Annotated in this window: 22 protein-coding genes and 1 pseudogene; 7 read left to right on the top strand and 16 right to left on the bottom strand. The window is 42.7% G+C overall.

Features of this window, described 5'->3' with window-relative positions; translation table 11 throughout:
* Positions 1–8 precede the first annotated feature (8 nt).
* The 3 genes and pseudogenes from AC1DM9_RS30305 to AC1DM9_RS30295 all read left to right on the top strand — a co-directional run bounded on the left by AC1DM9_RS30305 (position 9) and on the right by AC1DM9_RS30295 (position 4,401).
* The gene (locus AC1DM9_RS30305; protein WP_477583796.1) at positions 9–2,042 is read left to right on the top strand and encodes a DUF5107 domain-containing protein; all 2,034 of its coding nucleotides are present in this window, start codon (positions 9–11) and stop codon (positions 2,040–2,042) included.
* A gap of 502 nt (positions 2,043–2,544) precedes the next feature.
* Positions 2,545–3,708: pseudogene (locus AC1DM9_RS30300) on the top strand (family 8 glycosyl hydrolase); the annotation flags it as partial.
* Between the two features lie 48 nt (positions 3,709–3,756).
* Complete coding sequence (locus tag AC1DM9_RS30295) at positions 3,757–4,401, top strand: discoidin domain-containing protein (RefSeq protein WP_477583839.1); 645 nt, start codon at positions 3,757–3,759, stop codon at positions 4,399–4,401.
* 65 nt (positions 4,402–4,466) lie between these two features.
* On the opposite strand, the gene AC1DM9_RS30290 is transcribed toward AC1DM9_RS30295, so the two are convergent.
* A complete protein-coding gene (locus AC1DM9_RS30290) occupies positions 4,467–5,057 on the bottom strand; it encodes a TetR/AcrR family transcriptional regulator (RefSeq protein WP_477583794.1) in 591 nt (196 codons plus the stop codon).
* 52 nt (positions 5,058–5,109) lie between these two features.
* Positions 5,110–5,565, bottom strand: a complete 456-nt coding sequence (locus AC1DM9_RS30285) for a VOC family protein (protein WP_477583792.1) — start codon at positions 5,563–5,565, stop codon at positions 5,110–5,112.
* A 223-nt stretch (positions 5,566–5,788) separates the two neighbouring features.
* On the opposite strand from AC1DM9_RS30285, the gene AC1DM9_RS30280 reads away from it, so the two are divergent.
* Both AC1DM9_RS30280 and AC1DM9_RS30275 read left to right on the top strand, forming a co-directional pair.
* Positions 5,789–6,142 (top strand): PadR family transcriptional regulator, encoded by a 354-nt coding sequence (locus AC1DM9_RS30280; protein WP_477511950.1) that lies wholly within the window; start codon positions 5,789–5,791, stop codon positions 6,140–6,142.
* Entirely contained in the window at positions 6,126–6,680 is a 555-nt protein-coding gene (locus AC1DM9_RS30275) for a DUF2812 domain-containing protein (protein WP_477583790.1), read from the top strand. Before AC1DM9_RS30280 ends, AC1DM9_RS30275 begins: the two co-directional genes overlap by 17 nt.
* A gap of 63 nt (positions 6,681–6,743) precedes the next feature.
* Here AC1DM9_RS30275 and AC1DM9_RS30270 read toward each other — a convergent pair whose 3' ends face one another.
* Complete coding sequence (locus AC1DM9_RS30270; protein WP_477583788.1) at positions 6,744–8,561, bottom strand: glycoside hydrolase family 3 protein; 1,818 nt, start codon at positions 8,559–8,561, stop codon at positions 6,744–6,746.
* An 842-nt stretch (positions 8,562–9,403) separates the two neighbouring features.
* Positions 9,404–11,578, bottom strand: a complete 2,175-nt coding sequence (gene bglX, locus AC1DM9_RS30265; RefSeq protein ID WP_477583786.1) for a beta-glucosidase BglX — start codon at positions 11,576–11,578, stop codon at positions 9,404–9,406.
* A 115-nt stretch (positions 11,579–11,693) separates the two neighbouring features.
* Here bglX and AC1DM9_RS30260 point away from each other — a divergent pair, with 115 nt between their 5' ends.
* On the top strand, positions 11,694–12,488 hold the full coding sequence (locus AC1DM9_RS30260; RefSeq protein WP_477583783.1) for a helix-turn-helix domain-containing protein: 795 nt from the start codon (positions 11,694–11,696) through the stop codon (positions 12,486–12,488).
* 58 nt (positions 12,489–12,546) lie between these two features.
* Here the strand turns inward: AC1DM9_RS30260 and AC1DM9_RS30255 are convergent, their stop codons facing one another.
* The 12 genes from AC1DM9_RS30255 to AC1DM9_RS30200 all read right to left on the bottom strand — a co-directional run bounded on the left by AC1DM9_RS30255 (position 12,547) and on the right by AC1DM9_RS30200 (position 26,016).
* The gene (locus AC1DM9_RS30255; protein ID WP_441880916.1) at positions 12,547–13,296 is read right to left on the bottom strand and encodes an N-acetylmuramoyl-L-alanine amidase family protein; all 750 of its coding nucleotides are present in this window, start codon (positions 13,294–13,296) and stop codon (positions 12,547–12,549) included.
* A gap of 179 nt (positions 13,297–13,475) precedes the next feature.
* Positions 13,476–14,579 (bottom strand): hypothetical protein, encoded by a 1,104-nt coding sequence (locus tag AC1DM9_RS30250; protein ID WP_441880915.1) that lies wholly within the window; start codon positions 14,577–14,579, stop codon positions 13,476–13,478.
* On the bottom strand, positions 14,576–16,045 hold the full coding sequence (locus tag AC1DM9_RS30245) for a HAMP domain-containing sensor histidine kinase (RefSeq protein WP_477549863.1): 1,470 nt from the start codon (positions 16,043–16,045) through the stop codon (positions 14,576–14,578). The genes AC1DM9_RS30250 and AC1DM9_RS30245 overlap by 4 nt, the downstream gene beginning before the upstream one ends.
* Positions 16,042–16,737: a response regulator gene (locus AC1DM9_RS30240; RefSeq protein ID WP_441880913.1), complete on the bottom strand. Its 696-nt coding sequence runs from the start codon at positions 16,735–16,737 to the stop codon at positions 16,042–16,044. The genes AC1DM9_RS30245 and AC1DM9_RS30240 overlap by 4 nt, the downstream gene beginning before the upstream one ends.
* Positions 16,738–16,965: 228 nt before the next feature.
* A complete protein-coding gene (locus AC1DM9_RS30235; RefSeq protein ID WP_477583781.1) occupies positions 16,966–17,595 on the bottom strand; it encodes a hypothetical protein in 630 nt (209 codons plus the stop codon).
* A gap of 231 nt (positions 17,596–17,826) precedes the next feature.
* Positions 17,827–18,822 carry a cell wall hydrolase gene (locus tag AC1DM9_RS30230; protein WP_477583779.1) on the bottom strand — a complete coding sequence of 332 codons (996 nt, stop codon included), beginning with the start codon at positions 18,820–18,822 and terminating at the stop codon, positions 17,827–17,829.
* A gap of 145 nt (positions 18,823–18,967) precedes the next feature.
* Positions 18,968–19,513: an RNA 2'-phosphotransferase gene (locus AC1DM9_RS30225; RefSeq protein WP_477583777.1), complete on the bottom strand. Its 546-nt coding sequence runs from the start codon at positions 19,511–19,513 to the stop codon at positions 18,968–18,970.
* Positions 19,514–19,544: 31 nt separating this feature from the next.
* Positions 19,545–20,636 (bottom strand): NAD(P)H-dependent flavin oxidoreductase, encoded by a 1,092-nt coding sequence (locus AC1DM9_RS30220; protein WP_477583775.1) that lies wholly within the window; start codon positions 20,634–20,636, stop codon positions 19,545–19,547.
* A gap of 160 nt (positions 20,637–20,796) precedes the next feature.
* On the bottom strand, positions 20,797–21,426 hold the full coding sequence (locus AC1DM9_RS30215; protein ID WP_441880909.1) for a hypothetical protein: 630 nt from the start codon (positions 21,424–21,426) through the stop codon (positions 20,797–20,799).
* A 173-nt stretch (positions 21,427–21,599) separates the two neighbouring features.
* Positions 21,600–22,640: a serine hydrolase domain-containing protein gene (locus AC1DM9_RS30210; protein WP_477583773.1), complete on the bottom strand. Its 1,041-nt coding sequence runs from the start codon at positions 22,638–22,640 to the stop codon at positions 21,600–21,602.
* On the bottom strand, positions 22,640–25,054 hold the full coding sequence (locus AC1DM9_RS30205) for an excinuclease ABC subunit UvrA (protein WP_477583771.1): 2,415 nt from the start codon (positions 25,052–25,054) through the stop codon (positions 22,640–22,642). The genes AC1DM9_RS30210 and AC1DM9_RS30205 overlap by 1 nt, the downstream gene beginning before the upstream one ends.
* Positions 25,055–25,080: 26 nt before the next feature.
* Positions 25,081–26,016, bottom strand: coding sequence for an AraC family transcriptional regulator (locus AC1DM9_RS30200; protein WP_477549856.1), 936 nt, complete (start codon positions 26,014–26,016; stop codon positions 25,081–25,083).
* A 178-nt stretch (positions 26,017–26,194) separates the two neighbouring features.
* Here AC1DM9_RS30200 and AC1DM9_RS30195 point away from each other — a divergent pair, with 178 nt between their 5' ends.
* Positions 26,195–26,839, top strand: coding sequence for a phosphatase PAP2 family protein (locus AC1DM9_RS30195; protein WP_441880905.1), 645 nt, complete (start codon positions 26,195–26,197; stop codon positions 26,837–26,839).
* Positions 26,840–26,950: the final 111 nt, after the last annotated feature.

Raw genomic sequence — 26,950 nt, 5'->3', positions numbered from 1 at the left:
CATTCACCATGCGTGTATATCAGTCTACCTTACGGATCGAAGGCTCAAGCATTGGCGGTCAAAATCCACTGCCGATGTTCCGAAATCGTCAAAAACATAGAGAAGTCAGCGATAACGGCACTCTTCCAAGCGAGCTGCGATCAAAGCTAGGATATGAAGCAGGGGAACGTTATTTACCCTACCGAATGCAGGATCGTTATACTAGAGATCGGAAAAATCTATTGCTAGAAACTATCGTGCTGGAAAATGAACATTTGCAGGCTGTTTTTTTACCTGCTTATGGTGGAAGATTGTATTCTCTTACGGAGAAAAAAACGAATCGCAGCCTTCTCTATACGAATCCGGTGCTGCAGCCTGCCAACCTAGCCATATTGAACGCTTGGTTCTCTGGAGGAATCGAGTGGAATATCGGTCAGCTCGGACATACGTTTACCACATGCTCCCCCGTTCATGCAGCCATTCTGCAAGATGAGAAAGGAAACGATTTTCTAAGGCTGTATGATTACGAGCGCTGTAAAAACGTATTTTGGCAAATTGACTTTCATCTGCCCACTGGTTCAAACAAGCTCATTCTTTATGTGCGGATCATTAATGACAATGACAAGTCGGTTCCGATGTACTGGTGGACGAACATCGCTGTAGAGGAAACACCGCAAGCCCGTCTTTTTTCGTCAACAGATGAAGTCATTTATATTGACCATAAAGTGAAAGGATTTGGCCTTGGCAAGCTGCCGTATCTGCCGACTGTACCGGGCAAAGACATCACCTATCCGCTGAGCTTTCCTTTCTCGAATGAATATTTCTTTCAAACGAAGGCAAGCTGTAATGCTCCTTGGGAAGCTGTCGCTTATGAGGATGGACGATTGTTTTATGAACGCTCCACCTCTCTTCTCCGTTATCGCAAAATGTTTTGCTGGGGAAACCATGCCGGAGGAAGACGATGGTGCGATTATCTTGCTAACCCCGGTGAAGGAAATTACATTGAAATTCAAAGCGGCTTAGCGCCAACGCAGCTGCATGGACTTGATATGCCTGCTCAATCGGAGTGGGATTTCACGCAAGCAATCGGCATGACCGATATTAAAATCGACAAAGCCCACCAACAGGATTGGAATCAGGCGAATCAATACATTCGAGATTGTGTCGATCATCATATCGATGCCGAAGAAATGGAGAAGCTGCATGAGTCCATGCGAATTCTCGCACAACAAGCGCCTGAGCAAGTCCTTTATACGGGTTCTCCATGGGGTGCGCTAGAGCAGCTGCGCCGAGAACTGAAGGAAAATCGAACGATTCCTGAAGGCTTTTATTTTACGAAGCTAAGCACAGCGCCCGAAGCCGAGCATAGTGATTGGCTCGCCCTTCTTGAAACAGGAACGCTTCCAGACCACGGCGTGCAAGAAGTGCCAAAAGCATGGATGGTTCAGGATGAGTGGCTTGCCCTGCTTGAAGAGAGCCTTGAGCACCAAGAGAACCAATCATGGAACGCTTATATGCATTTGGGCATCATGCTTTATGAGCGAGGAATGGAGCAGGAAGCTATCGATGCATGGGAGAAATCGATAGACATTCAACCCTCCGTATGGGTATATCGAAATCTAGCTGAAGCGATGAAATATGTAGGACGAATCGATCTGGCGCTTGCCTACTGGAAGAAAGCCTATCTCGTTTCCAACTCGTTCCCTGATCGTGCTTTGGCTGAGGAATACTTAAATTTGCTTATTGCTGACAAACAGTACGAAGAGGCGTGGCAAATGTACAAAGAATTGCCTGAAGCCTATTCGAGCAGTGACCGCATTCAAATTATAGTAGGCGTTGCCGCACTTGAGCTTGAACAGGATGCATTCGTTAAGCAATTGTTCCTTAAGGAATTTGCGGTCATACGTGAAGGTGAAATATTAATCATAGAGCTATGGTATAAATACAATGCCAAGAAGCTTGCACAATCAAGGAATGAATCCTATTCCGAAATACATCTTGAAGAGGCGAAAAATAAATTTCCGCCGCCAACCAATATTGACTTCAGAATCATAGGTGAATAAAAAGATGACGGTGCGTAGTAACGTGCCGTTTTTCTGTGCTTTGAGCATGCTGCCTCGCCCTATTCTGTTCCGTTTTAGGCATAATATAAAAATTGAAATTGGCTGTAGACATATACAAATTTTGTGTGTTACATTGATTAACATAGAGGCATGAACGAAAAACAACCATCAAGAATGGATGGCTAGAAGTAACTTGGTTGATTCTATAGTGTGTCCTGCACCTTTAGTCTCATCTGAATTACTTTTTTTATAGGCCTAAAGTTAAAGCGCTTAAATTTTTTATTTTTTTGCATTTAAATTAAAGCGCTTTAATTTTGTTTAAGCTGGATTACATGCAAAGGAGGCTGCGAATCTGTCGACGGTTATACAACTATAATTTTAGGAGGAGTTTTAATTGCGCACTTTAAAAGCAAACAAAAGTATGATGAAATGGATGGGCCATGTCTTTCTCTGCTCAGCGATGCTTCTAACTTTATTGGGTGCACCCGCTCCACTTCAAACGAAGGTGCATGCTGCAGGAGAGCTTAGACCATTTCCGCAGCAGCTGAGCTATCCTGGCATTATAAAACCTAACCATGTCACTCAGGCAGCTATGAATACAGCAGTTTCGAGTTATTATACTTACTGGAAATCAACCTATTTAAAAAATAACCTCTCCTCATTGCCAGGCGGCTATTATGTCAAAGGGGATATTACAGGAAGCGCTGAAGGTTACGACCCGCTTGGTACTTCAGAGGGGCAAGGCTATGGCATGGTCATCACCGCTTTGATGGCAGGTTTTGATTCAAATGCCAAAACCATTTATGACGGCCTATTCAAAACCGCTAGAGCTTTTAAAAGTTCGGGCAACTCAAATCTTATGGGCTGGGTTGTTGCAGACGCTGCTGGAGCACAAGGACATTTTGGCTCCGCTACCGACGGTGATTTGGACATCGCTTATTCCTTAATACTTGCTGACCGGCAATGGGGATCAGCTGGCACGATTAATTATTTGGCAGAAGCCAAAAAAATGATTACGAACGGTATCAAGGCGAGCAATGTCACGACGAATAACCGCCTGAACCTTGGCGATTGGGATGCTAAGAGTGCATTAAATACCCGTCCCTCCGACTGGATGCTCTCGCATTTAAGAGCTTTTTATGAGGTGACAGGAGATCAAACCTGGTTGAATGTCATTAACAACTTGTACACGGTTTATAGTCAGTTCTCAAGCGCCTATTCAGCTAGCACAGGGCTGATTTCAGATTTTGTTGTCGACAATCCTCCAAAGCCAGCTCCACAAAACTACTTAGATGAATTCCCAGAAACTAACGAATACAATTACAATGCAAGCCGGGTTCCATTAAGAATCGTAATGGACTATGCTTTCTACGGCGACACGAGAGGCCGGGATATTGCTAACAAAATGGCCGTATGGATCAAAGGCGCCACAAGCGGCAATCCGAATAACATTAAAGATGGATATAAACTAAATGGCGGAGTTAGCGGTTCCTACGCAACTGCTGTTTTTGTATCGCCGTTTATTTCAGCAGCAACCACGAGCAGCACGCACCAAGCATGGGTAAATGCAGGATGGGATTGGATGAAAAACAAAAAAGAATCCTATTTCAGCGATTCCTTCAATTTGCTTAATATGTTATTCATTTCAGGAAACTGGTGGATACCAACTGCTGGTGGAACTACGGACACCCAAGCACCTACTGCACCAGCGAATTTGACTGCATCCGCTGCATCAAGCAGCCAAATTAATTTGAACTGGTCAGCTTCTACCGACAATGTTGGCGTATCAGGTTATCAAGTATTTCGCGGCGGCACATTAGTAGGCTCTCCTTCTGGCACGACCTATACTGACACTGGCCTAAACGCTTCCACGTCATATAGTTATACAGTGAAGGCCATTGATGCTGCGGGCAATCTTTCTGCGAGCAGCAATACAGCCAGCGCAACAACGAGTCCGAATTCAACAACAACGAACCTTGCTTTAGGCAAGACCGCTGTAGCAAGCTCAATTGAGGGAACAGGATTTGAAGCTTCCAAAGCGACGGATGGCAATTCGACGACAAGATGGGCGAGTGTTGAAGGAAGCAACAACGAGTGGATTTACGTAGACCTTGGTTCCATTCAAAACGTCAACCGTGTGAAATTAAACTGGGAAGCCGCTTACGGTAAAGGCTATAAAATCCAAGTTTCCACAAATAGTACAACTTGGACAGACGCTTTTACAACGACAACAGGCAATGGAGCCATCGATGATATTACGTTTGCATCCAAAAGCGGAAGATATGTAAGAGTGCTTTGCACGGCGCGAGGCACAGCTTACGGATACTCACTTTTTGATTTCGAGGTATACGGCTCTTAATAGTTAAGCACACACAAAGCCTGACCGATAACTGTCGGTCAGGCTTTGTTTTGTTTGCCTCTCATTTAACGAAGGCCGTCTAGAAGCTTACGCAGCGTCTGCAAACAATCCTCCATCGCTTCAGCAGCCTCAGCAGTATCCGATATTTGTGCGAGCCAAAGCGCCGCTTCATTCATAGCTCCCGACAACAAATGAGTGGCAGCATCCAGACGAACACCCTTAAGGTAGCCCTGCTGCTGCATCATTTCCAGCTGTTCAAGCAGCAATTTCATCGACTGCTTCTCATCCAGAAGCCGCCACTCCTCCCAACCAAGCACGGCAGGACCATCGATTAGCATGATCCGCCTGTTTTGCGGCTCGATTGCGACAGTCACAAATGCACGGCATCCCAGACATAATTGCTCCCACAAATCGTCGCTAAGGGATGCCTCTTCCTCCAGCCGCTGCGCTACTTCAGATTGAACAAGTGAAAGCACCGCTCGGAATAAACCTTTTTTACTGCCAAAATGGTGATAAACAGCCCCCCGAGTGACTTCAGCATCTTTGGCTATTTCCTCTAGTGAACTGTCCGCAAACCCGAAAGTGGTAAAATGATGCCTCGCCACTTCCTCTAGCTTATGAATCGTCTCTTCCGTATCTTTTTTCGTTTTCCTCATCCTGCTGCTCCTATTTTCTTAAAAGCTCAGAAGGAGCTTCAAGCAAGCTCATTTAATTATCAGCTGCTGCTCCCTCTTGCTGCCACACTGATTGCACATAGTTCATGCTTTCTTGCTCCGAGGGCGGAATAATTGCAATGACATCTATTAATACGCCGCCGGGATCAGAGAGAATAAAATGTCGTTGCCCAAAATCCTCATCGCGAATATCCTGCTCCAAAGACAGCTTCGCGTCAAGGACCAAGCGCTTGTACTCACTATCTACATTATCAACTTCCATGTTAAGAATCAATCCTTCAGCTCTCTTACGATAGCTCGCGGGAACCGTGGAATGACTTGCTGATAGCAGCGCTAATTCATAAAAGCATTGCCCTTCACCCGTCTTCCGCAAGCTCACATACCAGTCAGACTCGTACACAACTTCAAAACCAAAGTAACGTTGATAAAAATTAGCACTTTCCGCTACATCCTGTGACATAACAACAGGATAAAAACTGTTCATTTTCAAATGGAAGCTCTCCTTTAGTATTCATAGGATTGAATATAGTTGGATTTTAACATACATACTGTATGTATGTAAATAGAATATGATTTACTTTGCATGTTTAAGTGACTTAACCCAATAATATAAAATTTGACAATTAATCATCAAGCACTTATTATAACCATAACAGATATATCAACAATGGATATATCCATTAAAGATACATCTTTGAAGTGGGGGTGATCTATTGTCTAGAAATAACTCGCTGCAAATGGATCAGTTAACTGATTCTGCCTACTACATTTTGCTTGCTCTACTATCGCCAAAACATGGGTACGCAATCATGAAGTATATCGAAGAACTGACGAGCGGTGAGATTAAGATTGGGCCAGCTACTCTCTATACCTTGATCAAGAAATTGCAAGAAACCGACTTTATTGTGCTTAATGAAGACGAAGACGAGCGCCGGAAAACCTACCACGTCACCGAAAAAGGAAGATCTATTATCGCTAGTGAAATCGAGAGAAGACTAAGAATGGCGCAGCACGGTAATGTTGCACTGCAATCTGCGAAGGAGGAATTTAATGATGGAAATGGATAAAAAGACTCGTTATATGGCATCAGCAGGGCTTGCTTTTGCAGAACACAAAGAGATGAACAAGCTAAGCAAACTATCCGAGCAAGGATGGTTTTTAGAAAAATTCTCCTTTTTAGGTTATACACTGCGCAATGGACCCAGCCATAAACTTATTTATTGCCTCGATATACGTCAATTACAAGAGAACGAACTAAACAATTATAGAGAAATATTCGAAGCTGGCGGTTGGAACCATGTATGCTCATCAGGCGATCTTCATGTTTTTTCGGCGGAACCAGGAACAGAACCCATATACACAGATCGAACATCGACGTTTGAGAAATATTCAAGAACACTTAGTTTGTACAAAATGGCTTCATTTATCTTGTTGGTTTTAACGATTGGCATTATCGGACTGCTTTATTTATCTGCTGAAGTATGGCAGAATGTCATTATTCAAAATGCCGCTGCAGTAGGTTTGGTATTTTTCTCTATTTTACTAGTCCCGTCAATTATGATGTTCGTGGCCTATTCCCTCCGAGTAAACAAGCTTAAAAGCTAGAATGGAATTGCTATACGGAGAAATGACCTTTCGGAAATTAAGAAGGTCATTTCTTATGTCAGGCTATCGATAGCTCAATCCAAAGTTTCTTGAGTATTCATTATTTAAGGTCACAGGCAGCTTCCCCTGTGGCTTGGAACCAAATATGACCTTCACAGCAGCTTCCCACGATATCGGAATCGGTGTTATCCAGTACCAATTATCAAGCGCATAGGTTGAAATATATGCCTTCACGTTCGGATATTCCAAAATATCGCTTGGGTTTCCCAGGGAGACAGCTGCTACCGGCTTTCCAGTTGCAAGTAATCCGTTCACCAGATCCACTTGCCCTTGCGGTATTTGCTGATCCGACTTCGTAAAAACAATAATTCGATCTGCATTTTCAGCCTTCTCGACCGCTTTCTTAACCGCTGACCTTGTAGCATCTAACACTTCTCCCGCAGCTTCTGCTGCCTGATAAGAAATGACTTTGCCTTTGCTTATTTGCCTAACTGCTTCTGCAATCTGATCCGCATAAGCCATACTTACGACAAGCGTTGTCTGATTTGCTTCCGCATCAAATGGAAGGACATTGTCATTTTTGATGAGCGTTATGGAATCCAGTGCCATTCGCTCAGATAACTCACGGTGTTCTTTTTTCCCTACTACCTGGCTCACATGATTAATGTCTACCAAACGATGCTCAAACATCTCTAACTTGAATTTATAGGTTAGTATCCGTTCCACCGATTCATCCACTCGGCTTCTCTCGAGCTTGCCGTCCTGCAATGCTTCATAAAGGGACTCCAACGTATCGAATTGATCAGCTTCAGAGCCATTTGCCATGACGATATCTGCTCCCGCATTGATGGCCATAACCGCCGCTTCACCCGCTCCCCAATTGTCGGATATCGCTTGCATCACCATAGCATCTGTGACAATGATCCCTTTAAAACCCATTTCCTTTCTCAACAATCCTGTAAGAACTTTCTTTGAGAGTGTTGCAGGAAGTTCAGCATCAATCGCTTCAATAATAATATGTGAAGTCATAATAGACTCGATTCCTTGGTCGATTACTGCTTGAAATGGAGGGAGATGCACGGTTCGCAGCACTTCTTCGCTGTAAGACACTTTGGATAACGACATATGAGTATCAAAACCTGTATCCCCATGCCCTGGAAAATGCTTGGCGCTGGATATCATTCCTTCGCTTTGATAACCCCTCACCTCTGCAACAGCCATATCGCTTACAAGCTTCGTGTCTTCTCCAAAAGACCGAACACCAATCACTGGGTTCATCAGGTTCGAATTGACATCAACGACCGGCGAGAAACTCCAGTGAAAACCCATTGCTTTGGATTCAACAGCCGTCAAGCGCGCAGCTTGTTCCGCATAATCCACATTTTGTGTAGCTCCAATTGCCATCTGTCTTGGCAATACCGTTGCCTCATCAGGTACTCTTTGAGCTGCGCCATATTCCAAATCGCCAGAAATAAATAGAGGGATACCTAATCTGGATTCAGATGCCAGTTGCTGGAGCGCATTAGTAAACCGGGCAGTATCGGCAGCAGAATTCATTCGTCGATTCAAGAGGGCACTGCCTACACCGTATTCCTTGATCATTTTATTTGAGAACGAATCTGCTTGACCCGTAGGTGTATACATTACAAGCTGGCCTATCTTTTCCTTGTCCGTCATTTGACTTACAAGCTGTTTAGCTTTGCTCGCATTGGATATCTCTTTGTCTGTAGATTCCGAAGGTGATGGTGTTTGAACCGTTTCGGGTTCATTACTCTTTTTTTGGAAGTCTATTACGAATATTAGAGCTATGGCGATAACCATTACAAATGTAAATAACATAACTGATCGCTTCTTCATCGTTACCTTCCTTTGCTTATTCATTTCGGATGATATGAGTTAATGCTTCCCATATGTTCCGAATAAATCCCCCTTCATTCACATTTCTTGCCTAGTGTAGCACGACCATTTTTAGGAGAACAATATTGGAAAACCATTATTTATTATAGTTATCCACGCTTTTAAATCTGCTCAAAAAACAAAACTCCTAGCCATTTGTTGACTTGGAGTGTGCTTATTTTACTAGAATTGCTGGTGGTATTATCGCGTGATGACTATACAAAACCTCCATAAATGACAGCTGGTGAAGCATGACTTCAATCAAATCTATAAACCTCCAACTGCTTTGAAAAACGTTGACAACGGTTGTTTCAGTTACTACTGAAATGTACAACCCTATAACACAAGATCGCATTATAGTTGAAAGCAAAACGTTATAAAACCTATAACTAACGAACCCAGAAGTGCTTATTTAAAGCATTCGTAGTGGAATAAAATTGTAACGAACTCCAGAAACGTTATTTCGAGAAAAACAGCTCATAAGACCCTGTAAAACTTGTAATAGCGCCAATAAGGTTCGTTAAAATCTGAGAACAATCGTTTTCTGCATAATAAGCATGATACAGTTCCTTAGAGAGTCGACTTGGGGCTGACTAGAGCAAATCGATTTTTGCATCGCAGCTTGCCAAAGGTAAAACTAGTGCTTAGCTTGCTCTCGCTTGCCCATAATCGGTTTAAGCAAACAATCATTCACCAAATAAAAAAATAACGGTAAAGGGACAGCCCTTCACCGCTATTTTTTCATGTTCTATAATATCTCTGCTCAAAGCGAGCGCTCACTTTGGCGAATTCGCTACTACTGCTGGAACAGCTTCCCCTGTTCACATTTATTCTACTGTGATTTCACCGATCAAGCCCTTCTCGGAATGAGGACCAACCATCAGCTGGAAAATGCCAGGCTCAACCGACAAACGGTCGTCTGCTCCTATGATGGCAAGCTCCGAAGGGGTTACCGAGAATGTCACCGTCTTCATCTCACCGGCACTTAAGCTCACCTTGGCAAAACCTTTTAGTTTTTTGAGAGGCTGTGTTACGCTTGCCGCTGCATCACGAATGTACAGCTGCACTACTTCTTCACCTATAACGCTGCCTGTATTCGTAACATTTACAGAAACAGATACGGAATCCGAGCTGCTTATGCGAGCTGAGCTCACGACAAGATTGTCATATTCAAAGTCGGTATAGCTCAGACCGTACCCGAACGGATATAATGCTTGCACTGGAGCATCGATATATCTTGAAGAATACACGCCTCCTGGAGGACGTCCTGTGTTCTTCCGGTAATAATAAAGCGGGATTTGACCTACACTCCGCGGGAATGTTGCTGTGAGCTTACCGCTTGGGTTGTAGTCACCAAACAAGACATCAGCTATTGCATTGCCGCTTTGAATACCTAAGTGCCATGCTTCTACAATTGCTGTTGCCGTGTCATCCAGCCAAACGGTTGTCAGCGGACGGCCATTGAACAATACAACGATAACCGGCTTGCCCAGCTGTATTGCTGCTTCAACGAGCTCACGCTGCTTACCGGGCAAGTCCAGTTCTGATCTGGAGTTTCCTTCACCGCTCATCGTCAGACTTTCGCCTACTGCAATAATAGCAGCATCCGCCCCAGCAACTGCTGCCAGCGCCTGTTCAAAGCTGCTCTCGTCTTCACTTTCAATGCCGCAGCCTTCCGCATATAGCAGCTGTGTGTCTGCCGATATTTTCGCTTTAATGCCATCAAGCAGTGAAACGACATCATCCGCATTGCCGTCGGCCGCCCAGCAGCCAAGCGGATCTTTCGTGTTCGCTGCCATCGGTCCAATAACAGCCAGTGTTTTCAGCTGCTTAGAAAGAGGCAGAATACGATTATTATTTTTAAGCAGAACGATAGACTCTCTTGCTGCCTCGCGCGCCAATGACACATGCTCCTCTGACAAAATAACACTTTGGCTTCGTTCTGGATTTACGTATGCATTCTCGAACAATCCTAGTTTCATCTTTACAGCTAAAATTCTGCCTAGAGCGGCGTCGATCAGACTCTCGGCAACCCGTCCCTCTTGAACGAGCTTCGGCAAGTATTTGTAGAATATGCCTGAATGCATATCCATATCCGTACCTGCTTTAATCGCAATTTCACACGCTTCCTCCGCATCTCGGGCAACACCATGAGTGATTAATTCGCCTAGAGCATTGTAATCACTAACGATGACGCCTTCAAAGCCCCATTCCTCACGCAAAATTGTCGTAAGCAAATAACGGTTGGCACATGCAGGAATGCCATTCAATTCATTAAAGGATGCCATAATGCTAAGCGCTCCAGCTTCAACCGCTTTACGAAACGGCGGCAAAATAACTTCACGCAGCACGCGATCCGATACGTCTACCGTATTATAATCCCTGCCCGCTTCCGCAAATCCATATCCGGCAAAATGTTTAGGACAGCTCGCTACAGAGAGGCTTTCGCTTGAAGCATCATCGAGCTCGGCGCCCTCAACCCACGCTTTTGCCATAATCTCGCCTACATAAGGGTCTTCTCCCATCGTTTCGGCAATTCTTCCCCATCTAGGATCTCTCGTAATATCGATCATCGGCGCAAACACCCACGAAATACCGTCGGAAGCTGCTTCCTTAGACGCTGCTGCTGCTGTTCTTCTAATCAGATCTGGGTTCCAGCTTGCCGATTGAGCGAGTGGAATAGGGAATACTGAACGGTAGCCGTGAATAACGTCTCTCCCAACGATCATCGGTATGCCAAGGCGTGACTTTTCAATGGTTTGTTTTTGCAGTGTATTCGCTTGTTCAACGCCTGATAAATTAAACAACGAGCCTAACATTCCTTTATCGATGAGATCCTTCATGATTAGATTGATCTCACCGCCGGCATCCGGATTTATCGCATGAAAGCCCCAGTCAAATTGCGACATTTGGCCAATTTTTTCTTCTAATGTCATTTGGGAAATCAAGGACAATACTTTCTCCTTTATTTCCGACGAGAACAACTTCTTGTTTCCTGCCATCGATAACAACTCCTTCATGTATATACTGTCCATTATGAAGGAAATAGACAGGCATGTGTAGAAACAAACTAATGATAAACATCAACGATCTGCTTATGGAAGAGGAGAAACAGTAATGAAGGAAACTGGAATAAAGCTCGATTATTGTGCCTTTATGTACCATAATACGCCTTTTAGACATACCTTTAAATCCGGCCTCGAAACCTATATCATTCGATTGCAGACTGAAGGCTTATGCCAAGCATTGATTGCAGGGCAGGTCGATATCATCGAGCCTGGCGACCTTCTTCTGTTTGCCCCCGGTGAAGTTTATGATCTGAGAATTGGCGAGCTTGGGCCAAGCGGAGACTATTATGTGATCTGCAGCGGTTCTTGGCTTGATGCATGGTGGAAGCTTCAGCGAAGACCCCAAAAAACAAAAATAGGTGAGAACGGGAGAATAGCAGCTTTATGGCAGCAATTAATACTAGAAAGCAGACGGCATGACGGCGGTAATCCTGAACTATTGTGTACGCTGATGCAATCACTTTGCTATTTGCTCGATAGAGCCATAGATGAAGCAACCTCATACAACTCCGGTCCCAAGCTGCTCGCTTATAAAATAAAGCTTTATATCGAGGAGCATGCAGCGATTCCGTTCACTTTATCCGATGCTGCGAAACATACGGGACTTAGCGTATCCCGCTCGGTTCAGCTGTTCAAAGCTGAATTCGGCATGTCCATTATGCAATATGCCCAGAAGGTGCGTCTGGCGATGGCGCTGGAACTAATGGGCAAAAGTCCGCTTACGCTCGAACGTATTGCCGAAGAAACCGGATTCGGCAGCTATACTTACTTCCATCGCGTGTTCCAGCGGTATTACGGCATCTCACCTGGCGCATACCGAAAACAAATGACAGAAAAACAATAAGCCACGTCCAGAGGACGTGGCTTATTGTTTCATTTCCTTTAAACGGATTACATTCGAATTAGGATTGTATGATTGCATCTTCTGAATTGTTTTTAAAATATTGCTTCAAACCTTCAACAATAGCTTTCGCAGCACGATCTTGTCCATCTTCTCCAAGTAAAACGGCTTCTTCAACGGGGTTTGTCAAATAACCTACTTCGAGCAAAATCGCCGGCACCTTGCTTAGTGAAAGAACCTTTAACTCTTCATTCCGTATTCCGCGATCCCGAAAGCCCATTGCCTTTACAACTTGATTATGCATAGTCTGAGCTAATTCAATATTTTCATCAAAACGATAAAACGTTTCAATTCCACCAACATTCTCGTCCTTATAGGTGTTCGCATGAATGGATAGAAGAACATCTGCTTCCATTTGATTTGCTATATCAGGACGTACGTCCAGATCAATAAACGTATCATCATTCCGGGTTAGATGCGGCTCAAACATGTTCTCTTGCTTTAACAGCTCGTACACTTTCTGAGATAACGATAGTGTAAAATGTTTTTCCCTTTTTCCGCTAGCTCCTTCCGCCCCAGGATCTTTGCCGCCATGCCCTGCATCAATGACAACTTTGTATATCCTATCTGGTTTTCCATCCAAGGATTGCTGCTTCGTTGGAACAATTGGCGGATTGGCTGACAGAGCTTGCGACTTTTCTTCTTTGTTTGCGGCAAAGCCTATTAAAGTTACACTAATTAAAACTAGAGTGAATAAAAGCACAATTAGCCTGACTATTCGCGATTTTCGTTTTTTCGTATACGAGTACATGTTGTCCTCCTAAGTAATAGATGTTTAGCAGCTTCTTTATTTATACATAATCCTCATTTCGAGCACTTCTCCAATTTGTAAACAAGTTGTATCTAAAAATGTTGAAATGCGTCGGCTTATGAAACACAAAAAAACAGCCATCACCGATGGAAGCAGTGATAGCTGTTTGGAAACATGTTTTATTTAAACTCAATGATGTAATTCATCGATAACTGTACGGACAATTGGCTTTTTACTTGAGCGTCAAATGACTTCCAGCCGCTCAAATAGAGCTTGTTGCCCGATGGACTCCACTCCATTTGACCCGGATTTATTCCTTTGAACACCTCCTGTTCATTCAAAAGATTGTTTCCTTGCAATTTGGCAATATAGATATTCAGCGAATCTTTCGAGTATGCAATATATTTGCGATCCCTTGTTAAACGGAAATTACCCACTTGCTCACCTAAAATCGTGGTAGCTTTATTGCGGCGATCATATGCAAACAGCAAATTGTTCTCGCTGACAAACAAAATTTGATCATTATTGAGAAAGTCTACCGTCCCATCACGATTCAACAGATGATTATACAAACTGGAAATTCCAGTGCCGTCTATTTTACCGAACAAGATCGATTGTCCATCATACATTTGTCTGATGATCAATACCGTTTCTCCATTATCAGAAATTTTCGCATATCTCGACCAGCTTTTCTCACTTTCATACGGAACATCATATTTCTTCATCTTTTTAGTCGTAACGTCGTAAACGGCAAGCTTTTCTACTTTCTGATCATCCCATATGAAAAAAGAGAGATACCGGCTGTTGTTAGACCAGATCATCGTAGCCGACAAAGAGTCCTGCATATCCTCGACAGTAATCGCCTTGCCATCAATCTGGCTGTAGATCTTCAGGGTTCTGTTTTTGTTATTATCCCAACCGTAAACTGCGATTTTAAGCCCATCTGGGGACACCATGCTTGCTTCTGAATATTGATTGAAATTCATAACCTCTTTCATCGTCTGATTCTTATAATCAAAGCGCTGCAAGGTTTGAGTAAAATCTATATTTTTGAGCATGCCTAGAATCTGCTCATTGTCTGACCATCCGAGAATTTGGATTTCACTCTCCTCTTCCTCAAACATGCGATAGATTTTGCTTACTTCAAAATCACCGTTCGAATGGGCCAATTCTGGTGCCGCTTCTGTATCTGGTATAACGACGGTTCTTGAATTAAATTTCGTAGATGCGCAGCCCGACAAAATAACGAGGATAAGCAGAGCAAATACTGATTTTCTAATCACGAGGTCACCTGCTTGTTATCAAATTGCGGGATGTGAACAATTACGCTTGTTTCTCTATCCTCGCTTTGGATTTGAATGGTTCCTTGATGTTCTTCAACAATGGCTTTGCAAATGCTAAGCCCCAATCCGCGGCTCCCGACTTCTTTCACAAGACGACCATTTTCTCTATAAAAGGGTTCATAAATACGGGCTAAATGTTTTGGTGCAATGACATCTCCCTGATTTATAAAAGTGAATTGTATGACCTCGGAGATCAGACCTGCCTTCACTATAATTTCAGAGGAAGCATCGCTGTATTTAATCGCATTATCAATCAAGTTGATAAACAGCTGTCTTAATTTAGTTGGACTGCCCTCAATGATGAGATGATCTTCTAATTCGCAAACAATATTTTTGTTATACTTTTGGGCTTTGAACGCCATACCTTCACAAACGCTTAGCAAAATAAACCCTGCATCAACCATTTCATAGGATGCTTTAGAATCTGTTTCCTTAGACAACTCCAATAGCTGCAAAACCATTTCGTGAAGACGAGCACTTTCATCCGCTATATGCGCAATACCTTTCTCGAAAAAAACCTCATCATTTTGCCCATTGTCTTTGATCATCTGCGCGTAGCCCATGATAGAAGTTAGAGGTGTTTTCAGCTCATGGGTAACATTGTCGTAAAATTGCTTGCGATGCTGGTTTAACTCTTTAAGGCGGTCACGGTCCTTTTCTATTTTGCCAATTTGAAGTCTAATTTTCTCAATCATTTGATTGAAGTTATGAGCAAGCTTGCCCAGCTCGTCCTTTCGGTTTAAAGAGATATGGACATTAAGATTGCCGTTTATCACTTCCGTTGAAACTTTGGTCATCTTGACGATGGGCAGTGTAATGTTCCAGAACAATGCATAACAAAGCAGCAAGCCCATTGCAAAGATAGCGATCGTTACATACAAAATGACATCTAATATTTGCCTGCTGTTCTCATAAAGCATCGATACATCTTTGGAAAATCGTAAAATACCTATTTTTTCACCGTCAATGACAACCGGATATGAAAAATAGATCGTAGATATTTTTTCTTGATGGGAGATGGTATAAGCGGTTTCTCCCTTGAGAGCATGCTTGAAATCGTCTCCAAGTGGACTCATGAAGGGAGCACTGTCCGATGCAGCAAGCTGCTTGCCCTTTAATGAATAAACAGCCACTTGGCTAGACGTAATATTTTTCAAATCAACAACCAACTCTTTAGACATCTGCTCGAAATAAATTTCATCATGACTATAATGATTGATCATAAACGTCTGTTTTACATAAACATTGCTGTTTTTCTTCATCGTATTCAAATCCTGCGTAATGATGGTTTCGTTGCTGGATTCAATAATTTGCATGACAAAATGATGCAGCAGCAATAGCGAGGTGACAAAAATAACTAACAATCCGATTAAAAACTTAACCTTGATAGACTGTACCATATTCATTCCACATTCTTCTCGAATTTGTACCCGACACGAAATACCGTAGTAATGATGTCATTGGCATCAAGCTTTTTGCGCAAACGCTGAATATGAATATCCACGGTTCGAGTATCACCAAAATAATTATAGCCCCATACTAAATCAAGCAAATTTGATCGAGTAAATACGCGTCCTCTAGAGCTCGTCAAAGTCATCAATAGGTCAAATTCTTTTGGTGTCAGCTCAATGAGCTCATTGTCTTTTTTGACCATTCTTTCGGGCACATTAATTTCTATCGTTTTGAACTTGATGATTGCTGGTGCTGCTTCTTCGTTCACAGCCGTTATAGGATTGATTCTGCGCAGTAATGTACGAATGCGGACGATTACTTCACGCATATCAAATGGTTTCGTAATATAGTCGTCGGCGCCAAGCTCCATTCCGATAACTTTGTCGGAAATATCAGACCTAGCCGTAATCATGATGATCGGAAGCATGTATTTCCCCATAATTTGCTTGCAAATATCAAGTCCGCTTTGATCGGGAAGCATCCAATCAAGCAGCAGCAGATCAGGCTTGAACGCTTCGATTTCTCTTAAGCCATCCTTGCCGTTATGGGCAAGCTTGGTTTGAAATCCCTCTTTCTGCAAGCCATATGCAAGCAAATCAGCTATCGCTTCTTCATCTTCTATGATCAATATTTTGGTAAGCTCCATTCGTTCATCTCCATTCACCCTTGATCGTATCACAGCCTCGTTTTCACAAACAACTAAGCCCACAAAAGTTTACAGTATTGAAACAAGTCGGATGCATAACAGTTGGATATACTTAGCATGCGCAAAAAAGCAAATATCGACTATTAAAATTTGAAGTTGCTCGCTGTGTACGAATAAAAAAACGCAACCCATATCGGGTTGCGCTAAATACATTTTGATTTGTAAATGTTAGCCTATGCCATGCTCTTTTCGAATGTTGTACATTTCTTGAATCAACAGATCTCCTGGATCCCGGTTCAACTGCAAATGAATCAACAAGAAATGCAAAGAAATCGCACATACGTTATTTCCGCCTGTGAGTGCCGGAAATCCAGCTTCAAAGACTGGACCGTGGTCTTCCTTCCAAGCAAGACCTGCATGCACCTGCTCCGCAGCAAACTCTTCCGTTACTGCTTTTATACATTCCGGAACGAGTATATTGTCAATTATCTCTTTAGCCTCAGTTTCGGTCGTTGCTGGTTTTGGGAGGGGCTTGCCACCCTTCGTCTCCATAAGTTCAACGAAAAAGGAAGACATCCATACTGCAGGGTCATTGTCCGATTGGAACCTGTTAAGCAACTCATGCAGAAAAAAACCGCAGGAATATCTACTACCCGATTCATCCTTCACATGAAATATAAAAACTGGGCCATAATCATGGAAATTCGAAACCTGTGCCTCAACATCGTTATACTGTATTCTTAAAGCTGCAAGGCCATTATCGTAAACAGCTTTTATAAGCTCCGCCCATTCCTCCTTGGACATCTCTGTTTCCTCGTTATTTACTTCCAAGTCAGTTGTCTCATTGTTTACGTTCATAGTTCCACCTGTCTCCTATCATACTATCATCCTGTAAAGTAGGCTTCATTGCGATCATATCATACGGCAACTCTACTGCAAATCTATTATAGATTACCACAAATGGTTTCAGTCATCCAACAACGATACGGCAGCTCTGTCTTCGTCCTCTTAACAACAAGGGGAACAAATCCTTTGGACTTGTTCCCCTTGTTTTCTGCACCTTGCAATGGTTCAGCGGCTATCTTATAACTATTTTGCAAAGCTATGATTGTCGATTGTCACAATAACATCTAAGCTGGACCAAAACGATCCTTTGGAAATATCGGGATTGAAGAAATAAACAGCATTCTCCACGTTATTTTTACCGTTGAGCGCATCTTTCGCTGCACGAAGTGAGCTTGCATTTGGCTTACTTTTATCTAAGAGTCCATTATGTGCTGGAGGAAACTGCTTGCCTGAATAAATGACGTCGCGTATCGTATCCGGAAACCGCTCATCCTTCACTCTGTTTAATATGACATTCGCTAATCCAAGCTGTCCTTCATAGGATTCATTGCCTGCTTCAACCATCGTAATCTTAGCAAGCAGCATATAATCCGCATCAGTGAATGGTTTTGCTATTTGATCAACATTTGAAGGAATGATGACCTTGAGCTTTGTTCCCGGCTTGATCTTCGCCTTGCTATCGAGTCCATTCCATTTGAGCAGTTCTGATTTGGTGCTGCCAAACTCCTTGCTGATCTCATCCAAGCCGTACTCTTCTGTAATTACAGCAGGCTGTACTTTTATAAGTTCAATAACGTTTGATTCTGCATTCAATACCACATTAGCATGCAGCATTTCTGACAATTGGCGCAGAGGAGCATACAGCCTATTGTCCTTTAAAAATGGCACCGCGTCCAATTTATAACGGGCTTCGTTGAAATATACGACTGGTACTCCATTTCCCAGCACGACTTTATCTTTTAATTCTGTATGTATTGTTACTTCTTCGTTTACATTATCCCAGCTCGACTTCGCACCGAACATATCAGCTATGCGGGCTACCGGAACAAACAATCTTCCTTCTGACACATAAAGCGGATCTGTTATCTTCACTATTTTCCCATTAAATTTAATCGTCCAATCTTCCGCAGCAGCTGCATTCCCTGCATGGACACTCGTCATAGGTCCGATACAAAGCAGAAACAAACCCAATATCATGGTGATTATAAGACCTCTAATCCGCTTGGCATCTCTGATCATGCGTACCTCCCAGTTAATTAAGTTGGTGTAAAATCCAACGTTCATCTTCTGGGCAAAATTATATCACAGTTTATTGGGACTTAAGCATTAACATTTTCACAGAATTAACCATAAACGATACAAAAGGACAAAAAAATGAAAGCACTTACTTCATAAAGATACAGGAAGGCGGTATAAAATCAGAAAGCCAAACGCCATTATTAGCTAAATAAAAGCTGACGCCAAGAGTTAATGCAAGCTCGGTGTTAACATGCAGGATGACTAGTTCTCCTCGCCTTTTTCCTGCAAGTGTTGCAAAATCAAGCGATTCCGAAAGATGAACATATTGTCTTCCCATTGGCTTTAAACCTTCGGCTAAAATAATATTCGAAACCTTAGTGTTCGTACCATGAAACAATAGGGCAGGGGGCTTTGCCTCTTTATAAGTTATTCTTTCAACGCTGTGCCCATAGTTTGCACGAATAAAGGCACCGACAATTTCATATCGCTGCTTCTTACAATGGCGGACGACTTGCTCAATATCACTATTTTGAATGCTGCTMCATCTTGCTTCATTCCGAATGGAGGAAACGAAATCATCCAATTTACAAAATCCCTCTTGGTCTAATGTGATGCCAAAAGCATCAGGTGAATGTCTCAAAATTTTACTCATGAACTTACTTAGAGATTCTTCTTGTTTTTCCGTTAACATTTTGTTTTCCCTCCTTTTTCGGAAATTTATGTTATTGGGACGTGCCCGTCTCACAAATGGAAAGTGCTTGCCGAATCGTCTCCGCAACAATATCCTCCGCAGATTGGTCAGAAGTAAGCATCCTCGTTCCTTGACCAGCCCATAGGGACATATATTCTGAATTGTTTTGGCTGCTTGCAGCGTTTCTTATATCACGAGTCACGGTGTTTTGAGTAGGAAACGGAAGGGGCTCGATCCCGTTCTCTTCCCATTGCTTAACAAATGAATTACGTATGCCTCTAGCTGGTCGACCCGAGAAAGCTTTCGTAATAACTGTGCTCTCCTCTGTACTTTTCAGCAGAGCCTGCTTATAAACCTCATGCGCACCAGATTCTATCGCTGTAAGAAATCGCGTCCCCATTTGGACACCCTGTGCTCCTAAAATAAGAGACGCTACTAATCCTCGTCCATCCATAATGCCGCCCGCAGCAATGACCGGAATGCTCACAAGATCTACAATTTGCGGTATCAAAGCAAATGTTCCAATATTTGCACCTAGCTGATGTTCGGTTATATCAAATGTTCCTCGATGTCCGCCCGCTTCGCTGCCTTGGGCAACTATCGCATCGCAGCCTGCTTGCTCCGCCAGAAGCGCTTCGTTCACCGTAGTTACCATCGCAACAACAAGAAGATTAGCCTCTTTAGCTTGCCGCAAGAAAAGCTCCGGAACAATACCGAATGCTGTGCTGATGACAGGAACCTTCTCTTCGAGCAAAACAGCCATTTGTTGGTCAAAACGATCGGGAGTCGTCACATGTTCCGCACTCGCATGAGAAATTCCAAGCACATTCCGCATAAGGTTTAACTCTCGCTGAACTTCTCCAATTCGAGTATTGTCATCCGAAGTTTGCGTCGCAAACAGATTAACTGCAAAAGGCTTATCTGTCAGCTTGCGGATTTCATTAATCGTTTCTCGAATGGCAGCCGGCTCCATATATGCAGCGCCAAGCGTTCCTAGTCCACCTGCATTCGATACTGCAGCTACCAATTTTGCAGTCGATGGCCCGCCAGCCATTCCAGCTAAAAAAAGCGGATAACGAATATTAAACAGTTGGCAAACCTCAGTATGTAGATTTATATTCATGTTTTCTTCTCCAATTTGTTATGATTTATCGAATCATTAGAGTCAATCCATTTATTATTCTTATTCTCTTAAATTGTACACTTTTTATGATCTTAGATCGATGTTATCATATAAAAAAAACGCAGCCCAATCAGGCTGCGTTAAATCCTATCTTCGTTATTTATTCTAAGCCATGCTCATTCCGAATGTCATACAATCCTTGAATTAGCAGCTCCCCTGGATCCCGATTCAACTGCAAATGTGTTAGCAATAGATGCAAAGAAACAGCACATACGTTATTTCCATCTATGATTGCTGGAAAACCCACTTCAAAAATCGGACCGTGGTCTTCCTTCCAAGCCAGCCCCGCATGTACCTGTTCCGGAGCAAACTCTTCTGTTACAGCTTTTATACATTGCGGTACGAGTACTTTGTCTATGATCTCTTTAGCCTCATCTTCATTCGTAGCCGGTTTAGGAAGAGGCTTTCCACCTTCTGTCTCCATAAGATCGACGAAAAAAGAAGCCAACCATACGGCTGGATCATTATCCGATTGGAATCTAGCAATTAACTCACGCAGAAAAAATCCACACGAATAAACACTGCCCGATTCATCCTTCACGTTAAATACAAAAACTGGGCCGTAATCTACGAAATTTGATACCTGTGCTTCAACCTCGTTAAAATGCATTTTTAAAGCTACAAGGCCATTATGGTGAACAGCCTTTATAAGCTCAGCCCATTTCTCCTCGGACATCGCAGCTTCCTTATTATTTACTTCCTCGTTAGTTGTCTCATTATTCGTTGTCATAGTCTCACCTGTCTCCTATCCTACTATCATCTCTTAAAGCAGGCTATATTTAGCTATCTCGTAGGATAACTCGTCTTCAATACGATTATGGAATGCCACAAATGCTGCATCTATTATTATAGGCATGTGTCAATCAGACTAGCAAACACTATACGATAGCAAATAGAGGATATTCAACGGATTATTACAGAGGGAATGATGCAATTTTTAATCAGAGGCCATATATCACGAGGTTTGCTGACGATTTCGGAAGCTATGGAAACTATCAAATCTTTGGCTGGAATGCAAACAATAGCATTGCCTCCATCACCCATTGCCATATATGCAAAATTCCCATTCTCTTCCTGCAGCCACCACAAATAACCGTATTTATTCGGATTCATTGCGATCGACTCATCATGCCACGTTTTGGAGACGATCTGTTTATCCTCCCAAATACCGTCATTTAAATATAGAAATCCAAAACGCGCCATATCTCTAAGAGTTAGACAAAGCCCCCAACCCCCTGTCGATTTTCCGTTAGGGTCATGAATCCATCCTTTTAGGTTTTTCCCAAATAGATCTTCGATACCAAACGATTTCATTTGGCGATCAGCAATGATTTTCATCCCAATTGGCCCAAACAACTGCTCATTTGCAAACTCACGAGCGCTTTTACCTGTCGTGCGTGTCAAAATAACCGACAGTAGATGTGCACCCGCAGTACAATACTGAAACTCGCCCATTCGCCCTTTTTGTCCTAATAGGTCAAGCGTATATTCAGTCCAATCCTTTTGCCTCCGCAGTCTGTCCAGCGGCTCCCTCACTCCCCCTCCTGGTTTCCATGTAAAAGGAAATGGCGCCGTCATCGTGAGAAGCTGCCGGATCGTTACCGCCCGCTTCTGAATGTCGCTGGCATCGGAAACATATTCGGGAAAGAAATCCAGTACCTTTTCGTCTACACTTTTGATAAATCCTTTGTCTATAGCGATGCCGATGAGAGCAGATGTCACACTTTTCGTAACCGAAGCTACATGATGGGTATCACTAGCGATAAAGCTGTTTTCATACTTTTCAAAGGCGATATACCCCTTATGCACAACAACAATACCATTTAGATTGCGATATTGGGTTTTAATTAAATGGTTAAGTTCGGAAAACTTCTCCGTGTCCATGCCAAGAGCTGCTGGCTCCCTCGTCCGCCACTCTGTTGTTGGCCAGTAATCTCTTTGCATTATAGATACCTCCCGGTTAAGGACTTTGGATTTCCTTTCAGCACATCGGGTGAACCTTCTGCAATAATATAACCTCCTTCTGGGCCGCCGCCAGGTCCAAGTTCTATCATCCAGTCGCAGGAAGCTAGAACAGCCGGGTTATGTTCAATGACGATTACAGAATTCCCATTTGCTATAAGCTCGTCTAACAATTCGATGAGCTTTGCCGTATCATACAGACTAAGACCAGTGGTAGGCTCATCCAGTATATACAGGGTATTCCCTTTCCGCCTTCGGCCAATCTCTTTAGCGAGTTTTATTCTTTGCGCTTCACCGCCGCTTAAAGTGGGAGTGGGCTGACCCAGTTTTAAGTATCCGAGCCCCATTCGATCCATTACTTTCAAAGCTGTCACAATCACCTTGTTGTCTTCAAAGAAAACAACCGCTTCCGAGACGCTCAGTTCAAGAATGTCAAAAATATTTTTACCTTTGTATTCGACCGATAACGTGTCATGGTTAAACCTTTTCCCATAGCATGCTGTGCATGGTTTTTCTATTTTCAAATTGCCGCCCAGCCAGATTGCCGTATGTCCACTGCCGCAGCATTCCGAACAAGCCCCTTTCGAGTTGAATGAGAAGTGGCCTGAAAATAATTTCCGCTTAACGGCTGCCGGCTGTTTGGCAAACAGGCTGCGAATTTTATCCCAAATGCCTATATAAGATGCAGGATTGGAGCTCGAGCTCCTGCCTATAGGTGCCTGTGATATTTCGGCGTATCCACAAATATGCTCCAAGCCCTCCAACCTGTCCGCAGCCATTTGAGTCATCATTGCTTCTACCTCATTGCCCATTTCGGTTTCTTCGTTGCTATCCTGCTTATTACGAAAATGGTTTTTCAGGAGAGGGAGCAGCGTATTTGAAATCAGCGAGCTTTTGCCACTTCCCGACATACCTGCAATCCCGACCATTACACCTAAAGGAATAGCTGCTGTCACATCCTTGAGGTTGTTCGTTTTGGCATGTCGAATGGTCAGACAAGGTACTGTTTCAATACACGGATGTTTAGATCTGGACGGCATGGTCATTTTGCCTGAAAGATATTGGCCAGTGATAGACTCTTTGCACTCGAGCAATCCTTCTAAATCACCCTCATAAATAACCTCTCCACCTTCAATACCCGCCATGGGTCCTATGTCAATAATGTGCTCCGCTATTTTGATTGCATTACTATGGTGCTCTACTACAATCACCGTGTTGCCCAGGCCTTTGAGTTCTTGTATAAATTTTAAAACATCCAATTTTTCAAACTCATGCAGTCCTGCAGTAGGTTCGTCGAGAACATAGATCATTGAATCCATTTTTGCATCCAAATGTGAATGCAGAAATAATCGCTGTATTTCTCCACCACTCAAAGTTGGCATTTCTCTGTAAAGGGACAGATGGCCGAGGCGTGCTTTAATCAAGTTATTCGTTTTAAGCAATATTTCTTGCAGCAAGTTTTTACCCATCATCGTGAACGTGTTTTGCTGGCGCAAATCTTCAAGTAATTCATTCACTTCTGAGATTGTCATCCGCCCAAGTTGACCAATGTGCTTCCCATTTAACAGCACCGCCCTTGCCTCTTCACCCACTCTAAATCCATGGCACTCGGAACATACAATATTAGCATACACACCATTTAACGGTTCTCCTCTATGAAGGCGAGTATGAAATATGTTCGTTAAACAGGCGCTGCGTTTTTCAGAATTGCCGTTTGCATAATGCCCATAGATGATTTCTCCCCTTACTTCTTCTGGCAGCTGTAAGAAAGGAATAGCTAAATATGAATGGAACTTCCTTTGAAATAATCGCAAATAACCAGGAGTTAAGCCGACTCCATCAAGAACCTGCTCCAAAGTCATACGGCTATCTGAAACAAGTTTTTCCATGTCAACTTCAAAACACGATCCTCGCCCAGAGCACTTGATACACATTCCATTTGGAGAAAGGTTGGAAAAATAACTTGGCGACAATCGCTCCTCCCTATTCCCGCATTCTAAGCAGAATAGGTTGTCATTCACAGCTGTTCCGCAGGTGGAGCAACGGATCAACCCTTCTCCAGCATAGAGCAGTGCCAGCCTATTCATAATATTGGTCTTTGAGCCTACGGTTGAGCGCGTGTTGCTTTGACGGATCGTATTTTGCTGCACTGCTATGGCTGGGCTTAAACCTTGTATACTATCGAATTTGTCTTCATTATCAAGCCCAGCAACAATACCTAAGGATTGCAAGTATTGCTTGCGTCCTTCCTCAAAAATAATATCGAACACAAGGCTGGATTTGCCTGATCCGCTGACGCCAGTTGCTGCCACCAGCTTGTTTTTTGGAATTGAAATGTCTATGTTCTTGAGGTTATGCACTCGTGCCCCTTTTATCGTTATGTTTTTCTGCTCCATCTCATCGCCCCTTATTCTAGATTTGACTATGCAAGAGGTCCTATCGGCAAATAAATATCTACGACATGTTTTATTTGTGGGTTTGGGTCTGGTTCGCTGACATATACTTCAAAACTTGAGGTGTCACGAGGAAGATAACCGCTTTGGGGCAGCCATTCGCCGCATAAATAGTCCCAAGCTTCACTATACTCATTTTGGTATATTTCAAAATGACCTACAGCGTATTTGCCGGAAGGTATAATCATGATTCCGACATCACTATCCCCTTTTTCGATGACCTTGGCAGCACTGCTTGGGATTGTCACACAAAGGCTGGTTCTTCTATGATGATCCTCTGTAATTTCCGGATGATCATGATAGATCGTCAACACTTTTATGCTGCTCGAATCGATGAAGTTCCATTTGCTTAAATAAGCGAACAGCTGTCGCAGGAGTGATTCAAAAACAAGCTTTAATTGTTCATAGCTGCCAAGATGTCTCACATAGGCAACATTCATCTCGCCAATCGTCTCAATGGTTACCTTTCCTTTTACCTTATTTTCATCATCCTTTTTTGTCATTTTCAGCATACTTTCATGATAAGGAGATATTTTTATCAAGTCTTTGCAATTCTTGCGATATTGATTTCTATAATAGCTCGGGCTTACACCATAATAATTTTTAAACGCCCGTGAAAAAATCGCAGTATCCGTAAAACCAAATTGATAAGCAATTGCCGTAACTGTCATATCTGGCCGATGAATGAGAAAATTTAGTGCTTTCTCCAGCTTCACTCGGTTTACGTATTGCAGCAATGATTCATTCACGATCCCTTTAAAAATTTTATGAAAGTGATACTTTGAAAACCCGGCAATGGAAGCAAGCTCATCTAGTGAAAGAGAATCACATACATTTGCTTCTATATAATCCTGCACTTTATGAATGCGACGCAAATACTCTTTTTTACTTTGAGAAATTGTCATATATGATCCCTCCGCACCTTCAGGAGCAACATTACTCCATTACAGAATACAGAATAACATATGTTAAAATATGTTTTTCCAAAAACGAATTCAATAATGTATTACATTTGTGTATTGTTCTGGCATCTGATGAAGTTTAGAATGAATAAAACTTCAAGAGAAGCGAGTGAGGACTAAAATGAAAATGTGGATTGAAAAATGGAAACACCTTTTAGGCATTCTTTCCATTCCTCTTCAGGGGTTTATTTATATGGGGATTGCCAGCAATATTGGACCAGACATTATTTTGGATTATTTTTGGATAGATACTTTAATTCCTTTTGTAAAATGGTTTATCTTCCCTTATATAAGCTGGATGCCCGTTTTATATCTAAGCTTTTTGTATCTAGCTATTAAACATCGCCGTATTTATTGGCGTACTCTATTGATCTATAATATTTCCGTCATGGCGTGCAATGTTGTTTTCTGGTTTTTTGCTACCCTTGTACCTCGGCCCGATGTTGATGGCGCTGACTTGGCAAGCAGGCTTGTTAATTTTATTTACGAGTCTGACGCACCCTTTAACTGTTTTCCAAGTGTCCACTGCTTAACGAGTTATTTGCTATTCATAACTTTGAAACGTGAATTAGTTGTCAAACTGTCTGTTAGAGTCTTTATGTACATTTTGTTGTGGCTTATTATCATTTCCACTGTCTTCACTAAGCAGCATGCACTCATTGATGTATTTGGGGGAATTCTCTTCGCTGAAGTGACATACCAGATTGTCCATTATATCTCATCTCGAAATCAGCGGCGTGACAAGCTGGCTACTACAAGTATGTAGCAATGGACTTATGATCATTACAAAGGGCTGGAAAGTCGAGGTAACAAAAGGGAGGACCATCTCAGAAATCAGAATTGGGCTTAACTGGAAAACTTACATAATGGGGAGTAG

The organism is Paenibacillus sp. 01T431 (genome assembly GCF_056398625.1).
Note: the sequence above shows the minus strand (reverse complement) of the source record. Positions and strands in the feature narration are given on the sequence as shown.

What these genes read in the sequence shown, in the direction of transcription:
- AC1DM9_RS30305 (WP_477583796.1), top strand. Translation starts at nt 9, where the DNA reads ATGCGTGTATATCAGTCTACCTTACGGATCGAAGGCTCAAGCATTGGC.
- AC1DM9_RS30290 (WP_477583794.1), bottom strand. Translation starts at nt 5,057, where the DNA reads ATGAGGAAAACGAAAAAAGATACGGAAGAGACGATTCATAAGCTAGAG.
- AC1DM9_RS30275 (WP_477583790.1), top strand. Translation starts at nt 6,126, where the DNA reads ATGATGGAAATGGATAAAAAGACTCGTTATATGGCATCAGCAGGGCTT.
- AC1DM9_RS30270 (WP_477583788.1), bottom strand. Translation starts at nt 8,561, where the DNA reads ATGAATAAGCAAAGGAAGGTAACGATGAAGAAGCGATCAGTTATGTTA.
- bglX (WP_477583786.1), bottom strand. Translation starts at nt 11,578, where the DNA reads ATGGCAGGAAACAAGAAGTTGTTCTCGTCGGAAATAAAGGAGAAAGTA.
- AC1DM9_RS30260 (WP_477583783.1), top strand. Translation starts at nt 11,694, where the DNA reads ATGAAGGAAACTGGAATAAAGCTCGATTATTGTGCCTTTATGTACCAT.
- AC1DM9_RS30255 (WP_441880916.1), bottom strand. Translation starts at nt 13,296, where the DNA reads ATGTACTCGTATACGAAAAAACGAAAATCGCGAATAGTCAGGCTAATT.
- AC1DM9_RS30245 (WP_477549863.1), bottom strand. Translation starts at nt 16,045, where the DNA reads ATGAATATGGTACAGTCTATCAAGGTTAAGTTTTTAATCGGATTGTTA.
- AC1DM9_RS30240 (WP_441880913.1), bottom strand. Translation starts at nt 16,737, where the DNA reads ATGGAGCTTACCAAAATATTGATCATAGAAGATGAAGAAGCGATAGCT.
- AC1DM9_RS30235 (WP_477583781.1), bottom strand. Translation starts at nt 17,595, where the DNA reads ATGAACGTAAACAATGAGACAACTGACTTGGAAGTAAATAACGAGGAA.
- AC1DM9_RS30230 (WP_477583779.1), bottom strand. Translation starts at nt 18,822, where the DNA reads ATGATCAGAGATGCCAAGCGGATTAGAGGTCTTATAATCACCATGATA.
- AC1DM9_RS30220 (WP_477583775.1), bottom strand. Translation starts at nt 20,636, where the DNA reads ATGAATATAAATCTACATACTGAGGTTTGCCAACTGTTTAATATTCGT.
- AC1DM9_RS30215 (WP_441880909.1), bottom strand. Translation starts at nt 21,426, where the DNA reads ATGACAACGAATAATGAGACAACTAACGAGGAAGTAAATAATAAGGAA.
- AC1DM9_RS30210 (WP_477583773.1), bottom strand. Translation starts at nt 22,640, where the DNA reads ATGCAAAGAGATTACTGGCCAACAACAGAGTGGCGGACGAGGGAGCCA.
- AC1DM9_RS30205 (WP_477583771.1), bottom strand. Translation starts at nt 25,054, where the DNA reads ATGGAGCAGAAAAACATAACGATAAAAGGGGCACGAGTGCATAACCTC.
- AC1DM9_RS30200 (WP_477549856.1), bottom strand. Translation starts at nt 26,016, where the DNA reads ATGACAATTTCTCAAAGTAAAAAAGAGTATTTGCGTCGCATTCATAAA.
- AC1DM9_RS30195 (WP_441880905.1), top strand. Translation starts at nt 26,195, where the DNA reads ATGAAAATGTGGATTGAAAAATGGAAACACCTTTTAGGCATTCTTTCC.